Genomic DNA, 20,626 nt, shown 5'->3' on the forward strand with positions numbered 1-20,626 from the left:
TCATAATTAAAGGAGGTATGCAAATGCCCAGCGTAAAAGATGTAGCTAAATTAGCAAATGTCAGTGTAGGTACCGTTTCTAAGGTTTTGAATAATGATCCAACGGTCAAGCAAAAAAACCGTGAGAAAGTATTAAAAACTATCAAGCAATTAAACTACGTTCCTAATATTTATGCAAAAAGTTTGTCTTCTAGAAAAACAAAGATGATTTCAATAGTGTCTTCAACGTTAGGTGATGAATTTCATGAAAGATTAGTCTCTTCAATTGATCAAATTTTGTCTGAAAATGGTTACGATAGCATATTTTTTTCTCTTCTATCAAGAGAAAGATTGAAAAGATTCTCAAACCCTTCACATTTCTTGTATCAGACTGATGGACTAATCGTATCTTCTCTTTCTTTAACTAAAATGTTTGAAAATAAAACACTTCCTACTTCTAAACCTTATATTTTGGTGGATACAAGAGATGCATTGAATGATTGCGCATTTATTGATAATTATTATGGAGGCAAATTAGTTGGTCAAAATATAAAGTTATATGAGAATTCTAAAGTTTATATTTTAGGTGGCTATGAGCCAGATGAAGCTTTTAGTAGCGGTGTGTTTAGTGAAAGAATTATTGGTTTTATCGACGAACTAGTTAACAATAGAGGTTTCAATAGAAAGAATATAGTAATTATGAAAGTGGGGCTAAGCTTGAAAGAAAGTTATGAATTTGGAAAAAAATTTACACCAAACCAAAGACATAAATTTAGTGTTTTTGCACTTTCTGATATTATAGCTTTTGGCTTCATTGAGGGAATGAAAACTTTAGGAATAAAACCTCCTGATAACTATTCAATTATTGGTTACGATGATTTGTCATATTCTGAAAATATTGAATTAAGTACAGTAAGGCAACCTATTGAAGAACTAGGCAAAGTATCTGCAGAACTTTTATTAAAAAAAATTAATAATAAATTTGAAGATAAAATTCATAAGTCTCTTATCCCAGAATTTATTGAAAGAAATACGAATTAAAAAGGTTTAAAACTAACGTATGTTAGTTTATTTTAACAAAAAAAGGAGGAAATAGTATGAAAAGGGATTTAGCTGTTATTGTATTTGTGTTATTGTTATCTGTATTTTCTTTTTCAGAAACATTAACGTTATGGACTATCTTTGGAGAAACAACCAGTGAATATAAGAAACTGGTTGAATATACTAAAGAATATACCTCTAAGACCAAAATAAACATCGATATCGTTCCAGTTACAGATCTTACCGATTTCGATACAAAACTAAGAATAGCCGCTCCTTCCGGCTACGGTCCTGATATTATTGCTACTGCACCACATGACCAAATAGGAAGATGGGCGGAAATGCAACTTCTGATGAAATTGGATGGGCAAGTCGATGAAGAAATTTTAAACAATTTTACCTCATCTTCAATTCAAGGAGTAACTTATAAAGGAGATATATATGGATTTCCTTTATGTGTAGAAAGTATAGGAATGGTGTACAACAAAGAACTAATCAGCACTCCTCCAAAAGATTGGAATGAAATAATTGAGTTGTCTAAAAATCTAAAATCCGAAGGTCTCTATGGTATAGTTTTTCCTGCTGTAGAGCCATATCATTCGTACGCAATCATAAGAGGTTTTGGTGGATACATTTTTTTCTGGGAAAACGGAGAATATGTAATTGATGATATTGGATTAAACAATGAAGGAACTATAGAGGCCATCAAATTTATTAAAAAATTATTTGATGATGGAATACTGCCTATAGAATTAATGGATAGAACAGCTACACATTCTTTAACAACAGGTTCATTTGAAGAAGGAAAAGCTGCTATTCAATTGAATGGCCCTTGGGTTCTTCCAGGTCTAAAAGAAAGAGGAATTAATTATGGGGTTAGTAAAATACCTGTATTACCGAATGGACAAGATCCAAAACCTTTTCTAGGAATTCAATTTGTTGGAATAAACAACTTTAGTAAAAATAAAAAAGAAGCACTAGATTTTGCACTCTTTTTAACGTCTAAAGAAAAGATGATAGATTTCTCTTTATCAACAGATCGTGTCCCAGCAAGAATCGATGTAATTAACGATCCTGCAATTCAATCCAACGAAATTATTAAAGCATGGGCTGAACAGGCAATGGTTGCAGAACCTATGCCAAATATACCTGAAATGAATGTAGTTTGGACTGCTTGGGCAGATGCTTTGCCTTTAATGTATTCAGGAAAACAACCGATTGAAGAAACTTTAAATGATTTGGTAGAAATTATTAGAGAAAAAATCCTAATCCTTCAAGAATAAATACCATACAACTTAAATGACTAATCAAATAATACATGCGTAGATTTTACGCATGTATTATTTGTTAAAAAATATGTAAAGGGAGGATTTGAAAATGAAAAATGGAGCTCATTATTACAACAGATATCTAAAAAAAGAAGCAAGGATTGCGTACTTTTTTCTTTTGCCAGCTTTGATAGCTATAACTTTAGCAACTCTCATTCCATCAATTTACAACATTTATATATCTTTTACAAATTATGGACTATACCACTATTTTGAATACGAATTCATAGGTCTGAGTAATTATAAGGAAATATTATCCATGAACAGTCCTTTTTTTTCTGTTTTAATCTGGACAATAATATGGACTGTGGCTAGTACATTGTTAAACTATTTTTCAGGTATGTTCATAGCTTTATTGCTAAATAATCCAAACCTTAAAGAACGAAATATATATCGAACTTTACTGATTATACCTTGGGCACTTCCCGGAGTTATTTCTATTCAAATGTGGCATGGAATGTTAAGTATGAATGGAGTATTTAATCAAATTTTGGCAAAAGTAGGTCTCTCTCCAATTAATTGGTTAAATGAAGTTTTTTGGGCTAGATTTTGGGTAATTGCTGTTAATGTATGGCTTTCTTTTCCATATTTTATGACTATTACAAATGCTGCTTTACAAAGTATTCCTACCGAAATTTACGAATCAGCTAAAGTAGATGGAGCTACTAACTCTCAGAGATTTAGAAAGATAACTTTTCCTTTGTTGAACAGAATTTTAGCTCCTCTCTTGGTTACTCAATTTGCATTTCAATTTAATAATTTCAATTTGATCTATCTATTAACTGGAGGTGGCCCAAGAGAATCATTAGGAGAATATTTTGGAGCCACTGATATTTTAGTAAGTTATACATTCAACATTATGAGAGAGGTCCAGAGATATGGATTAACGGCAGCTTACGGAGTTATTACTTTTATAATGACTGTTTTTATTCTAATTTTGTCAACTTTTCTCATTAAGGGTTTAAAGGAGGAGTTTTAAAATGAATTCTAGAGAGAAAAAAAATCTATTATTTGCTAGAATTATTGCAATACTACTTACTATAATAATTTTATTTCCTTTTGTGTACGTGTTATTAACATCTTTTAAGTTGGGACAATCTTTTTACACATCATCAATATTTCCAGAGGAATTTACCTTTCAAAATTATAAAAAACTTTTTTCCGAAACCAATTTTTTGATATGGATGAAAAATTCAGTGATAATGGGAATTTCTGCAGCAATTATCTCTGTAATAATAACAATGTTTGGTGGGTATGCTTTTAGTAGATTGAGGTTCCCCGGTAAAAAATATGGTATTCTGCTCTTACTAATAATTCAAATGCTTCCTACTTCCGTAGCCATGGTTGCCTATTTTAAGATGTTACAATTTTTCGGACTGCTTAACACACTAACTGGTTTAATATTAATTCTAGGATTTGGCAATGTTGCTTTTGGAATTTGGATAATGAGAAATTATTTAATTTCAATCCCAAGAAATTTAGATGAAGCTGCTTATATTGATGGAGCATCGCACTGGAAAATATTTTGGAAAATTATTTTTCCTTTAATGTTTCCTATTTTGGCTACCCAATTTATATTAACTTTTATTGGAGTATACAACGAATATATGCTTTCTGTTTTATTTCTCTTTGATCCAATGAAGTATCCTCTAGGAGTAGGGGTAAAATCTTTCCTTTCAGGAAACTATTCTGTAAACTGGACTATTTTTTGTGCTGCATCAATTATTGGTTCACTACCAATAATGATAATTTTTCTATTGCTTCAAAAATATATTGCCAAAGGTTTAACTCAAGGAGCTGTTAAGGAATGAGATCAGAAATTGGATATGAAATATTTGTAGATAGATTTTTTTCCTCTCAGGAAAAAAATCATACAATACCTTGGGATAGTAAAATTAAGGGACAGGAAAAACAAGAATACGATTTTTATGGGGGCGACCTTTTAGGGATTACTGAAAAAATAGACTATCTTTACGACCTTGGAATAGATTTTATTTACTTAACTCCAATATTCGAAGCAAAAACAAATCATAGATATGATTGTACGAATTATTTTAGAATCGATCCCTTAATTGGAAATGAACAAAACCTAGAACTTTTATGTAAAAATCTTGCCCAAAAGAATATTAAATTATTCTTAGACATTGCTCTAAATCACATGGGTTCTGATAGTATATGGTTTCAAAAAGCTAAGGCAAATAATAATGAACATAATTACTTTCGAATAAAAGGCGGAGAATTCACCCACTGGGCAAATGTTGAAAAATTGGTAGAACTCAACTTAGAAAATTTAGAATTGCAATCCATCCTCTGGGACGGAAATAATTCTGCTATGAAATACTGGAGTAAGTTTGGAATTGCAGGTTGGAGATTAGATTGTGCTTATGAATTGGGTCAAGATATTTTAAATAAAATATATACTTCTTTAAAAGAATCATTTCATATTTCTCTCATAGGAGAAATATGGTCTTATCCCGAAAAATGGATTCAAGAAGGCGTTTTAGATGGAATAATGAATTATTATTATAAAGATCTTATTGATAACATTATTGACCAGAAAATTGATGGTACATTATTTACCCAAATTGTTGAAAAGCTCTATGTTTCTTGTGGGAACAAACTCCTAAAAAGTTGGAACATTTTGTCATCTCATGATACTTCTAGAATAAGAACAAGATATGGCAAAAACTGGAAAATTGCAGTTGCATTGCAATTCATGCTTCCGGGAAGTCCATTAATATATTACGGAGAAGAAATAGGCTTAGAGGCAGAAGGAGATCCTTATTGTAGAACTCCTATGAAATGGAATTCTTGGTCTGAAGAGAATTATGAATCCTATAATTTTTACAAAAAAATGATCAAATTTTTTGAAAACTCAAAAGCATTACAAGAAGGATCGCTAAAGGCTGTTTTTTCTAACAATGAGAATATTGTTTCTTTTTTGAGAACAACCGACAGTATAGAAGACCTTAGACTTGTTATTGCCAATCCTACTTCACAACGCCAAAATTATCTTTTATATACTCAAGAATCTTCTCTTATGAATAAAACAATCTTAAAAGATTGTTTTAGTAACAATATTGCACAAGTTGAGAATTCTAAAATTATTGGTCAAATTTCTCCAAATTCATTTTCTATATTTATGCCACATATCGAAAGAGAAACTTCAAAATACACTCCTTACAAAAGGATCTATTAAAAAGAATTAAGGTAGATAATTAATTTTACTGAAATATCTAACTTTATTTTCAAATAATGTACTAAGTAATTTTTCCCTACTATTGATTAATAATGCATTATCATTGGTTTATCTTTTTTCATTTTTTTATTTTATCTGATATCTCAGTTTTTTCTCTAACATATCGTAGGAAAAATATTTTCTTCCTAACTCAAAATTCTTTTGAACACTTTCTATTGCTTTATGAATATCAAAAAGAATTTCAAGAATCTGTTCTTTTGCTTTAATTATGGTATCTAGGTTCACTTTGTATAAACCATTTGTAAGTTTGACTTTGTTTCCAAGAGAAACAATTTCAAAGCCTAAAGGTGTAATATCCTTTTTGTATACAGGATATTCAAATATTATACCCACTTTAGAAATAGCAAAAAATAATGGTTAATCTGAGGTAAAAAAGATTAAATAAAGGGAAAGAAGAACTAAAATATTGAATTTCAAGGAAAAATGTTCTTTGAAAAAGTCAAAAAACTTAAAGAAAGATAAAAAGATACAAGTAAGTACTCATTTTGAAGAAAAAACAGAAATAAAAAGACTTCAGTTAGTCAGTAACTGGTTGTTGGAAAGTATTGATTATAACTAAGATAACGAATCAGCAAACAGCAGTCTCATACATCAAAGTCTTAGGAGAAGCTAATAAATCATCTCTACCCATACTATGAGCCAAGAAAGCTGAAGCAATAAGATAAAGGTTAGAAAGGTTACATTCAACTTCAACTGCATTTTTACATCTCAAAGAAGTAGAATTAGTCATATCAGCCAACTTAGAAAAGATAGACTCAATAAGGGTACGCTTTTTGTAAACCTTTTTGAAAGAAGAAGAATCTCTGTTGAGAAAACGACGGAAATCATCTTTAGAAAAGTTTCTATAGGCATAACAATTATTTTTGTTTAAAGGACAATTGGAAGGATCATCACAAACGTATTTATTTCTAAGGATATTCCTTTTAGTCTCACGATAGTGAGAATGAAGAGAAAGAGGGTTACCACAATCACCCACTAAAGGTTTTTTAGATGAAGTTCTAAGAGGAATAAAAGCGGTAGACTCACTCTTCAAATGAACAAAATCGTAAAGGTCAGAAGAATCGTAAGCGGCATCAGCCAAGAAATTAAACCCACGAAGATTCAAAAGTTCTTTAGCTTTATTCAATAAAGGGAAAGCATAATTCTTATCGTGGTGGCTAGCAGGAGAAACAACGCTAAACAGTGGAACATTTAAAAAAGAAAGGGTATGAACCTTGTAACCAAGATAAGAGATAGAGTTTTTCTGGTTACCGTGTTTATCGTAAACAGGTTTAGAATTAGAAACAGGTTTAACTCCGAAATCAGCATCAAGTGGAGAGTTATAATACTCATTACAATATTTAAACTTACCGTGGCTCTTCTTATTGTTGAAAAAGGAACGAAAAGTGTACATTTAACCTTTTGAACGAACAAAGCCTTAAGTAAAGAATGACGAGAATAACCAGTTCTACCAGCATGAGGATTGTTAAATTCAGGAACAGCAGACCAATCTATTTGATTTATCAAATCGATTAAATATTTAAACTCAGAATGTTTATTAAAATAATCGGAATAAACGAAATCGAAATACAATTGATTGGATTCAGAATGAAGAGACATCTGGTTGACCTCCTTACGGGATAATAAATTTGTGGTAGAAAATACATTATAACGTAGGGAGGTAACCACTTCAAACACAAGGTATTAAAAGTTAGTTAAATTCTGTGTTTTAGAATTTCTGAAGACAGTAAAGAATTATAATTCAGGAGGTACAAGAGATGAAAGCATTTTACTTTAAAAATAAAAGTTGTTCTGTTTGTAAAGCATTTTTTCCAAAATTTCTAGAAATTTGTTATGAATATAATATCCCTTACGAAATTGTCGAAGTTACTGAAAATCAAGAAAAATCTGCACAACTTCTCGTTTTCACAGTTCCAACGATTATTTTTCTTGATGAAGAAGGTAAAGAAGTAAAAAGATTTGCCCAATATTTTGGTACAAATGAGATAAGAAATTTTTTGGATAGATATTTTACTATATTAGATCAAAAATCGGGTAGGAGGTAGATAATTAGTTTATCTACCGTCCTCCCACACCACCGTACGTACCGTTCGGTATACGGCGGTTCAACAGAATTGATGTTTTAGGTTATATGTTTCCAGGATCGAAGTTAATCCAATTTCCTTAAGGTGCTTATTAGTTAGTGTTCTTGAAAGTATCGGGCTGTTGGAGATCCTCCAATGGCCTTTTCTTGTGTTTGCATATTCCCATGCTTTGTATGTGTTTAGTCCTAATTTGACTAAGTTTTTATACCTTGTTTTGATTTTCTTCCATTCCTTCCAGATACACATCCTAATTCTCCTTCTAAGCCATCCATCAAGACTTTCCGCTGCCGATTTCATGTTTGCTATTCCATAGTAGTTTATCCATCCTGTTATTATTTGTTTTATCTTTGACAGCCTGTATGTCATGCTCCTTCCACTGCTTCTTTTCGTTTCTTCTTTTAACTTCTTTTTAAATTCTTTGATGGATTTCTCATGCACTCTGATTTCGTATTGCTCTTCTTTCCCGTAGAAGGAGAACCCTAAGTATTTGAGGTCCAAAGGCTTGACTACTTTGCTTTTCTTCCTGTTCACTTTTAACTTTAATTTCTTCTCTATGTATTTTGTTATACTTTCCATCACCCTATATGCGGATTTCTCGCTTTTCACGTATATGTTGCAATCGTCTGCATACCTGCAAAACTTGTGTCCCCTTTTCGTTAGTTCTACGTCAAGTTCGTGGAGCATTATGTTGCTTAGTAATGGGGATAGCGGTCCCCCTTGCGGAGTCCCTTCTTCTGTTTCTATTACTACCCCATTTACCATTACCCCACTCTTGAGGTATTTCCTTATCAGGGATATCACTCTGCCATCTTTTACGTCTTTTGATATTATCCTCATCAGTTTGTCATGGTTGACTGTGTCAAAGTATCGTTCTAAATCTATGTCCACTACCCACGTGTGTCCTTCGTTTAGGTATTCTTTGCTTTTCCGTATGGCTTGTTTTGCATCTCGTAATGGCCTAAATCCATAGCTGTTATCTACAAATTTCTTTTCATAAATCGGTATCAGTTCCTGGGCTATGGATTGTTGGATTACTCTGTCTATTGCTGTTGGTATGCCTAGTAGTCTTTTCCCTCCATCCGGTTTCGGTATCTCTTTCCTCCTTACCGGGTTCGGGGTGTACCTTCCTTCAAGGAGCTCTTGCCTTAATTCTTCTCCATGTTGTTTGAGATATTCAAAGAGTTCTTCTACTTCCATCCCGTCTATTCCAGGGGCTCCTTTGTTGGCCTTTACCTTCTTATATGCTTTATTCATATTATCCTTGGATAATATCTTTTCAAGCATCCCTTCACTGTATCCTTTATCATCGTTTCTTCCTCTTTCAGACGTAGAAGTTACACTAGGCGCTTCTACATTATTTTCAGGCTCTCCCTTATCTTCATGTAGGAAACCTTCTAATCGAAGTTGTATGCTTTTTCCGTGTCTCTTCGCATCTTTCAAGATTCGAAACCTCCTGTTGTTCAGTCCTTCCCCATCTTTCAATGAGTACTATGACCTCTGCTGACTTCTCAAGATTCAGCCATACATTGCTGCATGGGTTGCCTTATCAGCATGTTCTTGAGATCTCCCCAGGTAAGTGCAATAACTTTCATCCCATCTATCCGCCAGATTTACTCTGTGAAGTTCTGGATAGCTGTTGGACTTCGTTTTGTAATGCAAACTCGTCCACTTCACTTAGCCTTGTATCTGGTTCTTGTTCATCGGACCGAGACTTTGCCTTGGGCTTCCTTCAGATTCCACCTCACGATGGACACCCTTGCCTTCGACTAGTGGTTCCCGCTACCTGGCCCACAACGGGCTTTCACCGCTTAGCTATTGCCCATGCTGGGCGCACCAAATAAAAGCTGTTGAAAAACAGCTTTTTTTAAAAGATTTTCAAAAATAAGATTTCGATTTTAAAAGGGTAAAAGGCGCTTAAAATATATAAAGAATTACTAAAAAATTTCTCTATTTTTCAATACCCTAAGAAACTAAAAAACCACTTTGCATCTATTATATGGTAAAATAGACTGTAAGGATAGGTATAATAACGACAAAAAACGACAAGTTGTAAAAATTAATAGAATTTTAATAATAAAATGATATAATGAGGTGTAGAGAATGGGAGAAAGAGAAGAAAATTTGCAAGAATTATCCCCAAAACAGCTAAAGGAGGAAATAATAAAAGCTCTTGAAAATCAACCCTTCCCAATCTTCAAACGCTCATTGAAAAACATAAACAATAGGAACCTTCTATTAAAAATATTGGAATCAGTCTTGGAAATAAATTATGATTACACAATAGGTGAAATGAAAACAGGAAATTTAAGAGGAATCAGGGCGTACAAATTCATACATGATAGCGTATCTTACCGGTTATCGTATTACGTAGTAAATGATGGGAAAATAATAATAACTTATATAGATATAATGAAAAGAGAAGATAGTTATGATAATTTAAAAAAATACTTTCAATCAAGAAAATCTGTATTAAAACAAATAAATGAAAAAGGGATATAAGGAGGGAAAACAATGCTTAAAATACATGAATTATTAAATATTTTCTCTGATTTAAAGCCAAAAAATAAAGAAGTTTTGTATAATTTCTTAGCAAATCCTAAAACATATGAAGACAAAGAAGAAATTGAAGAGTTTATACAGATATTGAAAGAAATGAAAGAAGACTTGTTATATTATGATGAAGAATTTGACGACATTGAAGAAAAAGAACAAAAATTATATTTCACACAAAAAGATTTAGCAACAATGACAGGACAATCAATAAGAAATATCCAAAGAATTATCACAGAAAACAATATAAGCCCAATTAATCCTGGAAGAAAACCATTATATTATGACCTAAAAGAATTTAATAACTATTATTTTATACAAAAAAAACTAACCCCCTCTTTGAAAAATCAAGAAATCAATACAATAAGAATATTTGGAGATAAAAGAGAAGTAAAAGAAGAAATAGCCATGCAACGAAATTTATACCAATTTTTAGAATCGATGCCACACAGGAATCAAAGCATAACCTTATCATTGCCTAACAAAGGATGTGAAAAAGATGAAAATGAGCAATATTCAAATGCGCTATGACATAATTAAAAAATTAAATTATGAATTAAAAGACGAAAGTCTAAACAACAAAAAACTAACACCAAATATAGACATTTCGGTTACACAAAATTTCCAACCAAAAGAAAAAGAATACTTTGGGACATTAGGATTAAAAATAAAATTTCATTTGAAAGAATCAAAAAAAATAGTATTAAAATTAGAACTTGAAACAGAAGCAGGATTTTATGGCAACCCCAAAATAAAGGAAAACGAATTCAAAGAACTAGTAATAAAATCTGGAATAATGAGCTTATTGCAGATATCAAGAGCAAAAATAATATCAATATCCGCAAATTTTGGGTTTGTTCCTCCAATATATCTTCCGATGTTGAACATTAACGAACTAGTAGAAAAAGAATTAGAAAAAGCTAAAATAACAAACCAATAAAAGCTGTTGAAAAACAGCTTTTTTTAAAAGATTTTCAAAAATAAGATTTCGATTTTAAAAGGGTTAAAGGCGCATAAGAATTATAAAGAATTACTAAAAAATTTCTCTATTTTTCAATACTCCATCGTCTATATTCACCTCAAAATTCTTCGACTCTATCATCTTCATTAAATCCCTGACACTTTTGTTCTCGTTCCTTCTTTGCCGTGAGGCTGTCTTTCCTTGAACCCCCTTCGGGGCGCTTGAGGCTGTCTTCCTTATTTGCCGTGAGGCCGTTTCTTTGATCCTATTTCTCAAAAAGCTCAAGATATTGATCTTTGTTTTTTCGTTCAAGTTATGATAATGAACTAAAAAACCACAATCTCTCTTTCCCAACTTCCAAACAATAGGCCTATCTTTATAAAACTTTTCATGAAGTTTTAGGTAATCTTTAAAGATATAATCCCTCAAATCTTTCTTCACAATACTCTCTAATTCAGAACGCTCCTTGAATATTGAGGATAACAGTTTATTTTCTTCTTCAACTGAAAACCCAAAAGGGATAAAACCATCTTCGCAATTCAAAAGATACCTTTGGATCCCATTATCTATTCTTACAAAAGCTAATTTTGCTAAAATCTGATCTTGGTTACTCATACTGTTGTAAACGGAAATAGGACTTTGAAAACTTTCTTCTGCTTTTCTTTCCACATAGTTATCGTATGGCTCTCTTCGATGATAGTTGGTTACACCTTCATCAAAAGGAATAATGGAAATTAAAGACCTGATTTTATTATTATAAGCCTCTTTAATAAAATTTTCTATTTTGGTAAGTTGAGCTTCATTCAAACCAAATTCATAAAGATACTGGTTTTTCAACAGTTCTTTCAATGGGGGCAAACCCTTTATACCTTTATCGGTAGAAAAAGGGAAAAAGGCCGTAGGAATCCCCACTGTTTTATAAATCTCCTCAAAATTTCTTTCTTTCAAACTGTACAACTCCATCACCAGTATATCTATCAAACCTTCAGAAAGAAGCATATACGTATCAAGAGCGTTTTTACTCTCTATGAAACCATAAAACTTAGAAACGCCATCGATACTCTCCTCGTTGAAATGCAGTTCGTTTGGATATATCTCGGTATTCTGCTTTTTAATTGCCACGTTCAATCTAGCAAGCGTTTCTAACGCCTGAGTCTCAGAAGAACCCTCAAACAAACCTTGTGGAACGGGAAGCTTTTTCAAATCCCCAACTTCCAAATCCACGCTTCCTGCAATAAAACTCTCCAAATAAGAAAACAAACTACTATTGAGTAAGCCCAAAAACCTAAAGATATCTTCATCTTTTGAAAAGAACAAACTACTACCCTTACAATCGAACAAGAATCCTGAGGGGAGATATCTAAAAGTTGCCCCTTTCGAGGTTGTCATCGTGTAAGTTATACCCTTTTTAAAATAATACTTTCTATTTGGAAGATAGTTCCCCATTTTTGACAATAGATTATAATTCTCTTCATCGAAGGCTATAACCCACCACAAATTACCATACCATTTATTGTAAGGTCCACCTTTGGCATATGGGACCCATTTCTTTCCATCTTTAATATCCTCTCTTCTAACTTCCCAAAAGTACCTCAAAAACCTGTTGTTATTCCCGGTAGCTATCCCCTGTCGTGCATCAGCAAACTTCTCCAAAGGTTCGTTTTCAAAGGTACGTACAACGTCTGAATCCACCCAATAAATGAAAGGAAACCTCGGAACCTTTGTAAAAACCCTCTTATCAACCTTGAAAACATACTTAGAAAGATAATTCTCTCTCTTCTTTTCCTCACTTGCCGTGAGGCTGTCTTTCCAAATAGAAAATAAAGCACGTTTCTTAGAATCTTTTCCGTTAAAAGAGGTCAAGTTTATATATTCACCCAAACTTTTCTCCTCACTTGCCGTGAGGCTGTCTTTCCTTGAACCCCCTTCGGGGCGCTTGAGGCTGTTTTCCTTATGTGCCGTGAGGCTGTTTTTACTTTTCCTCAAAACAAACATCGCTGTGTCCACTAAAGCGTTATCAAACACCCCTCCAAGGCCAAAATGAACCAATCTCTCTATCTGAAAGTTATCTAATATGAACCTTCTTGTCTTCTCATAGCTCCCAATAAACATAAAGGTTTGAGGGGTAATCATACCAACAAATCCATCCATCTTCACCAATTCGCAACTCTTTTTAATAAAGCAGGCGTACAGATTTTTTTTAAACTCACTATAATCCTCGTTTATGTACCTCTTCAATTCAAAATCATAATCAGAGGAATCCAAATAAGGAGGGTTGGTTAAAACAACATCGTACTTCAAAGAAAGAATATCTAAAGCTTTCTTCAATGGTTCATCGTTTATACCTGACTCCTTTAAACTTAAAACATCCTCTGTTCTCATCAAGCTCCCAATCTTTTCAAACTTCTTCAAATACTCATTCTGCCCTTCTTCATTTGTCGTGAGGCTGCCTTTCCTTGAACCCCCTTCGGGGCGCTTGAGGCTGTTCTCTTTCGGAACAGCTACTATGTTTGTTTCAATCCTCTCATATGCTCCATCTTCTAAAGCCTTCAATCTCAACAACAAATTCGTAATTTCAACAGCGTTCTCATCGATATCTATACCGTATAAATTCTTAGTAATTATAAGTTTTGGAATCAAAGCATCATCGTAACCTTTATTTTGATACATCTCTCTCAACTTATCGTAAACCCCTATAACAAAGTTCCCACATCCACAAGCAGGGTCAATAATCTTAACATCCTCAAGGTCTACTCCCTTATCATCACCTGCCGTGAGGCTGTCTTCCTTATGTGCCGTGAGGCCGTTTCTTCCGTAATACTTCCCCAACGTATTTTCCACCAAATAATCCACTATCCATTTTGGGGTATAAAACTGTGAAATAACACCATTTTTACCCTTTAAATCCTTACCTGCCATGAGGCTGTCTTTGCTTGAACCTCCTTTGGGGCTCTTGAGGCTGGCTTCGTTGAAATACTCGTAAGACCAAGAAATAATTTCCTCTTTCTTCCAATCTTCATCTTTCACACTCTGAAACAAATCTCTGACTTTTTCTATTGTTTGGCTAGTAATTCTGCTTTTAATATCATCGACTAAATAACAACAATCAAAATTTCTATTCAGAAATTGCACCCCAGAAAGATAACTACCCAACAGATTCGAATCTGAACCACTCTTTCCAAAAAGTTGTAAATCTCCCTCCATATTTGCGGTGAGGCTGTCTTTCCTTGAACCCCCTTCGGGGCGTTTGAGGCTGTTTCCCTTTGCCTGTAAAACTCTTAGGACAATAAAACTCAAAAAAACATCCAACAAAACTCTCCCCTCACCTGCCGTGAGGCTGTCTTTCCTTGAACCCCTTTCGGGGCGCTTGAGGCTGTCTTCCTCATTTATGACCTCTTTTTGCAGGATGCTCTTAAGCTCCAAAGCCATTTTTTTAACGGATCTGTTCAAAATAAGCCACCTTCTCTTCTCTCTTTTTCACCCTAAAATCCTCTTCGCCCAAATAAATCAAACCTTCTTTTGGAACGATCTCTATCAACCTTGAAACGGTTCTATCATCCAAAAAATTAACCAGCTCTTTTGGATTCAAGTTCGTAGAAATTATAACGCTTTTTTGGTTTCTATTGACCTCGTCTATAACGATTCTTATCTTCTGCCCTATCCATTCATAACTCTTGGCACCAAGATCGTCTATAAAAATCAAATCAGATTCAAACGCTCTCTCAATAGCGGCATCGGCACCTTCAAAATTCTCAAAATCCCTCAATATATCCAAGACACCAATAGAACAACCCATAACAGCGGCCTCTTTCAACACAGTAAAACCTAACCTACTCTTCCCCGTACCGTAGCCTCCATGTAGTATCAAACCAACACCCTTTTCCCACAACTTCTCCTCAACAAAGTAACGGCATTTTAGCAAACCCTTCTTCAAATGCTCATTCAGTGCAAGAAAATTATCAAACGATGCATCAAGATAAATCTTTGGGGAAATATCTCTGTAATTTCTACTCCCATTCAAATAATTCATGAAAATCGAACACATATATTTATTATCTAAAATCCCGCGACTCGGGCAATTCTCAGGATCCTTACAAAAACAATCCCTCTCAGAAGAATTTGGCATACTTGCTACCTCCCTTATTTGCCGTGAGGCTGTTTTCCTTATGTGCCGCAAGGCTGTTCTCTCCTCTGTGAACATTATACCGCACTCCCTTATTGTAAACCTCTTTTTTCTCCTTCCTTATTTGCCGTGATGCTGTCTCTCTTAATTGCAAATCAGCAAACCAAAAAGTACTAGAAAAAGCCTCTTTGCCCTCCACATTTGCCGTCAGGCCGTCTTCCTTGTTCGCCGTAAGGCTGTTAACTCTTCGCGGATAGCACGTAATCAATCCCCTATCCTCAAGCTCACTCAAACACTTAGACACCGTATTCTTGCTAAAAGAAAGAAGTGAAGAAAGCTTTCGCTCAGAAAACATCAAAGGTCCCTCCCAATAACTCTTATTAGCCTCATAAATCAAAAAGAAATAAAGCTTTGTGGCAGAAGAAGAAACCTTCTCCCTCTCATTTTCCCTGAAAAAATTGTTCAAAAGACTAAAAACATTCACAAAATCACCTCAGCATTCCAAAAATTTTTTCTTCCCAATAGTAATATCTGCAAAAAAATAAATTTTCAAAAAATAAAAGAAATCCTTAAGGGGTGGGGGGCGGGAAAAGATAATAAAAAATCGACTCACCTTTGTTTTCTCCCTACAAAATGAGAAAAAATATATTATATATTTTTAAATATATTTATATTAATAACATAATACCTTATAGGCTGTCCCAAAAATTGACCCACACCTGGGTCAAAATTTGACCCAAAACTGTCCCATTTTTTGACCCAGGTGGATCAAAAATTTATCCTCTGAGGGTGGTGGGTGGGAATAGATAATAAATCTTAAAGTCAAAGCCTTTAAAAAAGTGTTCATAAGGGGCAAAGCCCCTTCCACTAGGGGCGGGGGGCGGGAATAGATAATAAAAATTTTTTTAAATACTCTCAAGCCTTTAAGGCTACCTAGCCTTCAGCAGTATCACAAAGGGCGCAGCCCTTTAACTCTCCCCAAAGCTTGATTAGCTTTGAAAAAAAAGGGATCACATGGGGCAAAACCCCTTAATGCTTAGGAATCATAAGGGGCGAAGCCCCTTCATCCACTAGGGGTGGTGGGCGGGAATAGATAAAACAGTAAACAATTATTTACCACAATTTAAGTATTCTTACGGATACTATTAGTGGAGGTGAGAAAATGAAAGAAATAGTAGGACTAATACCTGACCTTGTAAAAATGGTGGAAGTACCTGGCAACGGCAAAAAGAAAAAAGAAATCGTCCTAAACGCGGTAAGAGAATTCCTAAAATCCATCGGCAAATACTCTCCGATCATGGACCTAATAATCTCCATACTCATCGACGGAGTAGTAGCATTACTATTTCCAAAACCAGAAAAAGCATAAAATGATTTCTCCCCGGGGAAGCAAGGCAACACAAACCAAAGAAAAACAAAAACACACAGGAGGTGGTAACACATGGCAATGAACTTAGAGTCAAGAAAGGGAAAGATCGTCTGGATAAGCCTAGTAGACGGAAAAGAAGAAAAAAAGTATAAAACCTATGATTTATTCACCGACGTAGAAGCAGACATAAAAACCGCCTTACAAGGATTAGTCTCACTCTGTGAAAACACCAACGCTGTCTATTACTTCGATGAAAGTTACGAAATAATCTAAAAAGGAGGAAATAGCGAATGAGAAGATTAAGAATGAAATTCTATGACTCAGCAGAAGGAAAAAGCAAAACCCTATCAGTTGATGGAGTATTAGAAACACTAACGCAAGCAGAAATAGAACCAATAATGCAAAGCTTGATAGGTGTATTAGTACCAACAACCGCACAAGTAGACGAAGCAGAAATCGTTGAAACAACGACAAATGAAGTATTCAACCTCATTCAATAAAGAAACACACTCATGCCTCTTGACGGGGCATGAGTTTTTTTGATATATTAGTATACGCACGTATAATATACTTGTAAAAAAGGGGGAAACCACTATAAAACATCAAAACTACACCAAACTAACGGACCAAGAACTAGTATCACTCTCCAAAAAAGGCGACAAAAAATCAAAAGAAACCCTATTCACCAAATACAAAGGCTTCCTTGTCAACGAAGCAAACAAACTCACCCAAAGTTGCGGGATAGACTTTGAAGACAGCTTTGGAAGTTTAACCTACCTCTTCCTATGTGCAATAGACAACTTCAATCTCAAAGGAAATTTCACAGGATACATGAAAAAATTTGTACAACTAAAAATAAAAAACGACATTGGAAAAAGAAAAGCAAAAATGCCCTATGTACCAAAAGAGTACCCCTTTTACCTAAGAAACTTAGAAGAAGTAATGATCGTGGAAGAAGACCTAGCTCATTATGAATAAATTTCCCTTCCATAAAAGGGCGGGCTTCAGAATAAAGAAATAAAGATTTCCTTCCTTATGATCGAACTAGGGGATTAAAGGGACGGAGGGCCCTCTTCCACATGGGTGGGGAGCGGGGGAAGGGCGCTAACAAAGACTAAGCACAGCTTACATAAAAAAACTCAAAAATTAATTCACAAAAGTAAAAATCTGCTTTTAAAAAGGGTCACAGGGCGAAGCCCTCCCCCAGCCAGTTTAAGGGACCGCAGGTCCCTCTTCCACATGGGTGGGGAGCGGGGGAAGGGCGCTAACAAAGACTAAGCACAACTTAAATAAAAAAACACAAAAATTAATTCACAAAAATAAAAATTTACTTTTAAAAGGGTCACAGGGCGAAGCCCTCCCCCCGGGTTTAAGGGACCGCAGGTCCCTTGCTTAAAATGGCCGTTATATAAAATAACAACAACCTCAATCAAAATGTAATGAAATTATAATAAAAATTTTGTTTTCATAAAAAATTATGTTATAATAACAACAATGAAAACGTTTTTTCATTTAAGCAAAATCTCTCGGGGGAGGGGCTCCCTATGTATATCGACATCAACACCCATCTTCTACCCAATGTTGATAACGGCTCACAAACTCTTGAAGAAACGTTAAGAGAATTAAACAATTACAAACAACATGATATAACTCATGTTATCTTCACCCCACACATAAACCATCCAACCATAAAAACAGATATAACAAAAATAAAGGAAAAATACGCCGAAGTTAAAGAAACAATAGAATACAACACCGGTGTAAAAACCTATTTAGCATCTGAATTATACCTAACACCACAATATAACGAATTCATTCCATTCAACGATCACTTTGTTTTTATAACCCTACCAACAGAAGCTTTCCCAATATTTCTCCTTGACTCAATCTTTCAATTACAGTTGGATGGATACGATATCGTACTACTACAAGTTGAAAAATACGATTGGCTACTCGAAATGAAAGACGTCCTTCACAGACTAAAAGAAATGGACGTTTATTTCTGTTTGAGCTTTAATGGCTTAAACTCAAAAGCAGCAAAATTCTATCGAGACAAACATTGTTTAGATTTTTTGGCAACGAACAACAAAGCCAACAACAACGAAAAAGAAATCAACTTAAGTCTGTTTAAAAAATACTCACCAATAACTGAAAAAGCCTTTGACATATTGAACATAAGCAATGTACCAGAATAAAACAATTTTTAATATTCGTTTAATATTTAAACATTAAGATAATGTTATAATAAATCTCGAAAAACAAATCAGGGGGTTAGACTCGAAGATGCGAAAAGCAGCGGTTCACTTATTAGACATAGCGCTCATATTCATTATGAACGCCTTCTTAATGAACCTACCAATAACCATCTCAATAATCTCATCTCTAATAATATACCTCGGGATATACTCCTTCAGAACATACGACACAGAAACAATGAAAAGTTACACAGAATCTCTAATAAAAACCACCGTTGGAACTCTTGTGAGTTTCATCGTCATACTAATTATCTACTTCTTCCTAAGTAAGTACTTCAACAGATACTTTTTCCTTACCAACCTATTGTACACAATAGCCCTCTTACCAATAATACACAAAATAGAATACAATATCTACGAAAAACACATGCCTGTAAAAAATTACCTCGTAATAGGCAGAAAAGAAGAAATAGGCAACATAATGGAAGAAATCTCAGAAAAAGCGCTCAACAAAATAAAGTTCACACAATACATAAACCCAAACCCAGTAACACTTGATGAAATAATAAAACAAAACACACAAAAAACATTAACCCAAACAATACACGGCATAGTAATAACAGACCCAGAACTAGAAGAAAAGGTAAAACCACAAATACAAAACTACAAAGCAGAAGGTTTAGAGATTCAATACTTACCGAACATGGTAGAAAAATACTTAAAACGCATACCAATAGAAGTCGCTCAAAAATTCAAAGAATATTACGAGGTGGTGTTTCAAAACGTTCAACCATCTCCATCACAACAGATAATAGACAAGTTCTTTGGAACTTTACTTTTAATACTATTCTCCCCGTTTATGTTGATAATAAGCCTAGCTATATTGATCGAAGACGGCAAACCCATTATTTACAAACAAAAAAGAATGGGAAAAGACGAACAAATATTCATTATAAACAAGTTTAGATCTTTGAAAGAAGCAGAAATAGATCCAAATGATCCAAACAAAGATATAGAAAAACGTGTTTTAAAAAGTGGGAAAACAATAAGAAAGTTAAGACTTGACGAACTGCCCCAGTTTTTGAATATAATAAAAGGAAATATGTCTATTGTAGGTCCTAGGCCAGAAATGCTGGAGTTTCATAACATGATGTCAAATCAAATTCCCTTCTACAATTACAGACTCAAACTAAACCCAGGAATAACTGGGTGGGCACAGATACACTACAAGCACACATCAACCCTTGAAGACTACATAAAAAAAACAGAATACGATCTGTATTACATAAAAAACAGGAACATATTTCTAGATATTAAAATAATGCTCAAAACAGTTGAAACAATGTTAGGAATGAGGGGGACAAGGTAAACCAAATAAATTATATCAAATTACGGCTTCCATCGTTGCGTATAATAACTAAATAGAAGAAATAGAAAAATCAAAGCAACTTCGTAAATAACAAATATAAGGTAAAGAATAATAAAAATAGGTAAAATTATTCTTTCAATAAGACTATATGAGACATTCCAGTTCTATGATATATTAAAAGGTGATTGCCTTTTATAAGTTCAAGATTCGAATAGATAAAGTTTATGATATTTTGGAAAAAGGGAGTTAAAGATCACAAAGTTTTAATTTTTATAACAGAAAAAATATGGAAACTAAAATTTAAGATAGTATTTCATTATATCGATGAAATTGATATGATCAGAATAATATCTAAAGTAATATATCCTA

23 protein-coding genes are annotated in these 20,626 nt (G+C 33.8%); 16 read left to right on the forward strand and 7 right to left on the reverse strand.

All coding sequences use genetic code 11. The annotated features are described in order from the left end of the window. Window positions 1-23: 23 nt before the first annotated feature. From PMOB_RS06480 to PMOB_RS06500, 5 genes are all read left to right on the forward strand, one after another. Window positions 24-1,019 carry a LacI family DNA-binding transcriptional regulator gene (locus tag PMOB_RS06480; RefSeq protein WP_012209074.1) on the forward strand — a complete coding sequence of 332 codons (996 nt, stop codon included), beginning with the start codon at window positions 24-26 and terminating at the stop codon, window positions 1,017-1,019. 56 nt (window positions 1,020-1,075) lie between these two features. Further along, complete coding sequence (locus PMOB_RS06485; protein ID WP_012209075.1) at window positions 1,076-2,302, forward strand: sugar ABC transporter substrate-binding protein; 1,227 nt, start codon at window positions 1,076-1,078, stop codon at window positions 2,300-2,302. A gap of 94 nt (window positions 2,303-2,396) precedes the next feature. After that, window positions 2,397-3,326 (forward strand): carbohydrate ABC transporter permease, encoded by a 930-nt coding sequence (locus PMOB_RS06490; RefSeq protein ID WP_012209076.1) that lies wholly within the window; start codon window positions 2,397-2,399, stop codon window positions 3,324-3,326. Between the two features lies 1 nt (window position 3,327). After that, entirely contained in the window at window positions 3,328-4,158 is an 831-nt protein-coding gene (locus PMOB_RS06495; protein ID WP_012209077.1) for a sugar ABC transporter permease, read from the forward strand. After that, window positions 4,155-5,546, forward strand: coding sequence for a glycoside hydrolase family 13 protein (locus PMOB_RS06500; protein WP_012209078.1), 1,392 nt, complete (start codon window positions 4,155-4,157; stop codon window positions 5,544-5,546). The genes PMOB_RS06495 and PMOB_RS06500 overlap by 4 nt, the downstream gene beginning before the upstream one ends. Before the next feature lie 126 nt (window positions 5,547-5,672). Here PMOB_RS06500 and PMOB_RS06505 read toward each other — a convergent pair whose 3' ends face one another. After that, window positions 5,673-5,939 carry a hypothetical protein gene (locus PMOB_RS06505; protein ID WP_041534095.1) on the reverse strand — a complete coding sequence of 89 codons (267 nt, stop codon included), beginning with the start codon at window positions 5,937-5,939 and terminating at the stop codon, window positions 5,673-5,675. A gap of 97 nt (window positions 5,940-6,036) precedes the next feature. Here PMOB_RS06505 and PMOB_RS11030 point away from each other — a divergent pair, with 97 nt between their 5' ends. Next, window positions 6,037-6,165, forward strand: a complete 129-nt coding sequence (locus tag PMOB_RS11030; RefSeq protein ID WP_269207884.1) for a hypothetical protein — start codon at window positions 6,037-6,039, stop codon at window positions 6,163-6,165. A gap of 9 nt (window positions 6,166-6,174) precedes the next feature. On the opposite strand, the gene PMOB_RS10450 is transcribed toward PMOB_RS11030, so the two are convergent. After that, window positions 6,175-6,999, reverse strand: a complete 825-nt coding sequence (locus tag PMOB_RS10450) for a transposase (protein ID WP_012209079.1) — start codon at window positions 6,997-6,999, stop codon at window positions 6,175-6,177. 364 nt (window positions 7,000-7,363) lie between these two features. Here PMOB_RS10450 and PMOB_RS06520 point away from each other — a divergent pair, with 364 nt between their 5' ends. Continuing rightward, complete coding sequence (locus tag PMOB_RS06520; RefSeq protein ID WP_012209080.1) at window positions 7,364-7,651, forward strand: thioredoxin family protein; 288 nt, start codon at window positions 7,364-7,366, stop codon at window positions 7,649-7,651. Between the two features lie 60 nt (window positions 7,652-7,711). On the opposite strand, the gene ltrA is transcribed toward PMOB_RS06520, so the two are convergent. Together ltrA and PMOB_RS10635 are read right to left on the reverse strand one after the other, a co-directional pair. Next, window positions 7,712-9,130 carry a group II intron reverse transcriptase/maturase gene (ltrA, locus tag PMOB_RS06525; RefSeq protein ID WP_012209081.1) on the reverse strand — a complete coding sequence of 473 codons (1,419 nt, stop codon included), beginning with the start codon at window positions 9,128-9,130 and terminating at the stop codon, window positions 7,712-7,714. A 75-nt stretch (window positions 9,131-9,205) separates the two neighbouring features. Continuing rightward, the gene (locus tag PMOB_RS10635; RefSeq protein ID WP_155811076.1) at window positions 9,206-9,364 is read right to left on the reverse strand and encodes a hypothetical protein; all 159 of its coding nucleotides are present in this window, start codon (window positions 9,362-9,364) and stop codon (window positions 9,206-9,208) included. Window positions 9,365-9,790: 426 nt separating this feature from the next. Between PMOB_RS10635 and PMOB_RS06530 the strand changes: the two genes are divergently transcribed. The 3 genes from PMOB_RS06530 to PMOB_RS06540 are packed head-to-tail and all read left to right on the forward strand — an operon-like array spanning window position 9,791 to window position 11,180. Next, a complete protein-coding gene (locus PMOB_RS06530; protein ID WP_012209082.1) occupies window positions 9,791-10,189 on the forward strand; it encodes a type II toxin-antitoxin system RelE/ParE family toxin in 399 nt (132 codons plus the stop codon). 12 nt (window positions 10,190-10,201) lie between these two features. Further along, window positions 10,202-10,771, forward strand: coding sequence for a hypothetical protein (locus PMOB_RS06535; protein WP_012209083.1), 570 nt, complete (start codon window positions 10,202-10,204; stop codon window positions 10,769-10,771). Further along, entirely contained in the window at window positions 10,740-11,180 is a 441-nt protein-coding gene (locus PMOB_RS06540) for a hypothetical protein (protein ID WP_041534098.1), read from the forward strand. The genes PMOB_RS06535 and PMOB_RS06540 overlap by 32 nt, the downstream gene beginning before the upstream one ends. A gap of 93 nt (window positions 11,181-11,273) precedes the next feature. On the opposite strand, the gene PMOB_RS06545 is transcribed toward PMOB_RS06540, so the two are convergent. The 3 genes from PMOB_RS06545 to PMOB_RS10835 all read right to left on the reverse strand — a co-directional run bounded on the left by PMOB_RS06545 (window position 11,274) and on the right by PMOB_RS10835 (window position 15,808). Beyond that, window positions 11,274-14,651, reverse strand: a complete 3,378-nt coding sequence (locus PMOB_RS06545) for an Eco57I restriction-modification methylase domain-containing protein (protein WP_012209085.1) — start codon at window positions 14,649-14,651, stop codon at window positions 11,274-11,276. Then, window positions 14,635-15,231, reverse strand: a complete 597-nt coding sequence (locus PMOB_RS06550) for a P-loop NTPase family protein (RefSeq protein ID WP_196793017.1) — start codon at window positions 15,229-15,231, stop codon at window positions 14,635-14,637. Before PMOB_RS06550 ends, PMOB_RS06545 begins: the two co-directional genes overlap by 17 nt. Window positions 15,232-15,310: 79 nt before the next feature. Beyond that, window positions 15,311-15,808, reverse strand: coding sequence for a helix-turn-helix domain-containing protein (locus tag PMOB_RS10835; protein ID WP_012209087.1), 498 nt, complete (start codon window positions 15,806-15,808; stop codon window positions 15,311-15,313). Between the two features lie 678 nt (window positions 15,809-16,486). Here PMOB_RS10835 and PMOB_RS06560 point away from each other — a divergent pair. The 6 genes from PMOB_RS06560 (at window position 16,487) to PMOB_RS06585 (ending at window position 20,257) form a co-directional block, all read left to right on the forward strand. Then, window positions 16,487-16,693, forward strand: a complete 207-nt coding sequence (locus tag PMOB_RS06560) for a hypothetical protein (RefSeq protein ID WP_012209088.1) — start codon at window positions 16,487-16,489, stop codon at window positions 16,691-16,693. A gap of 72 nt (window positions 16,694-16,765) precedes the next feature. Continuing rightward, window positions 16,766-16,966 carry a hypothetical protein gene (locus PMOB_RS06565; RefSeq protein ID WP_012209089.1) on the forward strand — a complete coding sequence of 67 codons (201 nt, stop codon included), beginning with the start codon at window positions 16,766-16,768 and terminating at the stop codon, window positions 16,964-16,966. A 17-nt stretch (window positions 16,967-16,983) separates the two neighbouring features. Continuing rightward, window positions 16,984-17,193, forward strand: coding sequence for a DUF2922 domain-containing protein (locus tag PMOB_RS06570; protein WP_012209090.1), 210 nt, complete (start codon window positions 16,984-16,986; stop codon window positions 17,191-17,193). A gap of 331 nt (window positions 17,194-17,524) precedes the next feature. Then, window positions 17,525-17,671: a hypothetical protein gene (locus PMOB_RS10640; RefSeq protein WP_012209091.1), complete on the forward strand. Its 147-nt coding sequence runs from the start codon at window positions 17,525-17,527 to the stop codon at window positions 17,669-17,671. Between the two features lie 566 nt (window positions 17,672-18,237). Continuing rightward, window positions 18,238-18,888, forward strand: a complete 651-nt coding sequence (locus tag PMOB_RS06580; RefSeq protein ID WP_012209092.1) for a CpsB/CapC family capsule biosynthesis tyrosine phosphatase — start codon at window positions 18,238-18,240, stop codon at window positions 18,886-18,888. Window positions 18,889-18,976: 88 nt separating this feature from the next. Continuing rightward, window positions 18,977-20,257 (forward strand): exopolysaccharide biosynthesis polyprenyl glycosylphosphotransferase, encoded by a 1,281-nt coding sequence (locus tag PMOB_RS06585; protein ID WP_012209093.1) that lies wholly within the window; start codon window positions 18,977-18,979, stop codon window positions 20,255-20,257. Window positions 20,258-20,626: the final 369 nt, after the last annotated feature.

It is taken from the genome of Petrotoga mobilis SJ95, assembly GCF_000018605.1.
Lineage (GTDB): Bacteria > Thermotogota > Thermotogae > Petrotogales > Petrotogaceae > Petrotoga > Petrotoga mobilis.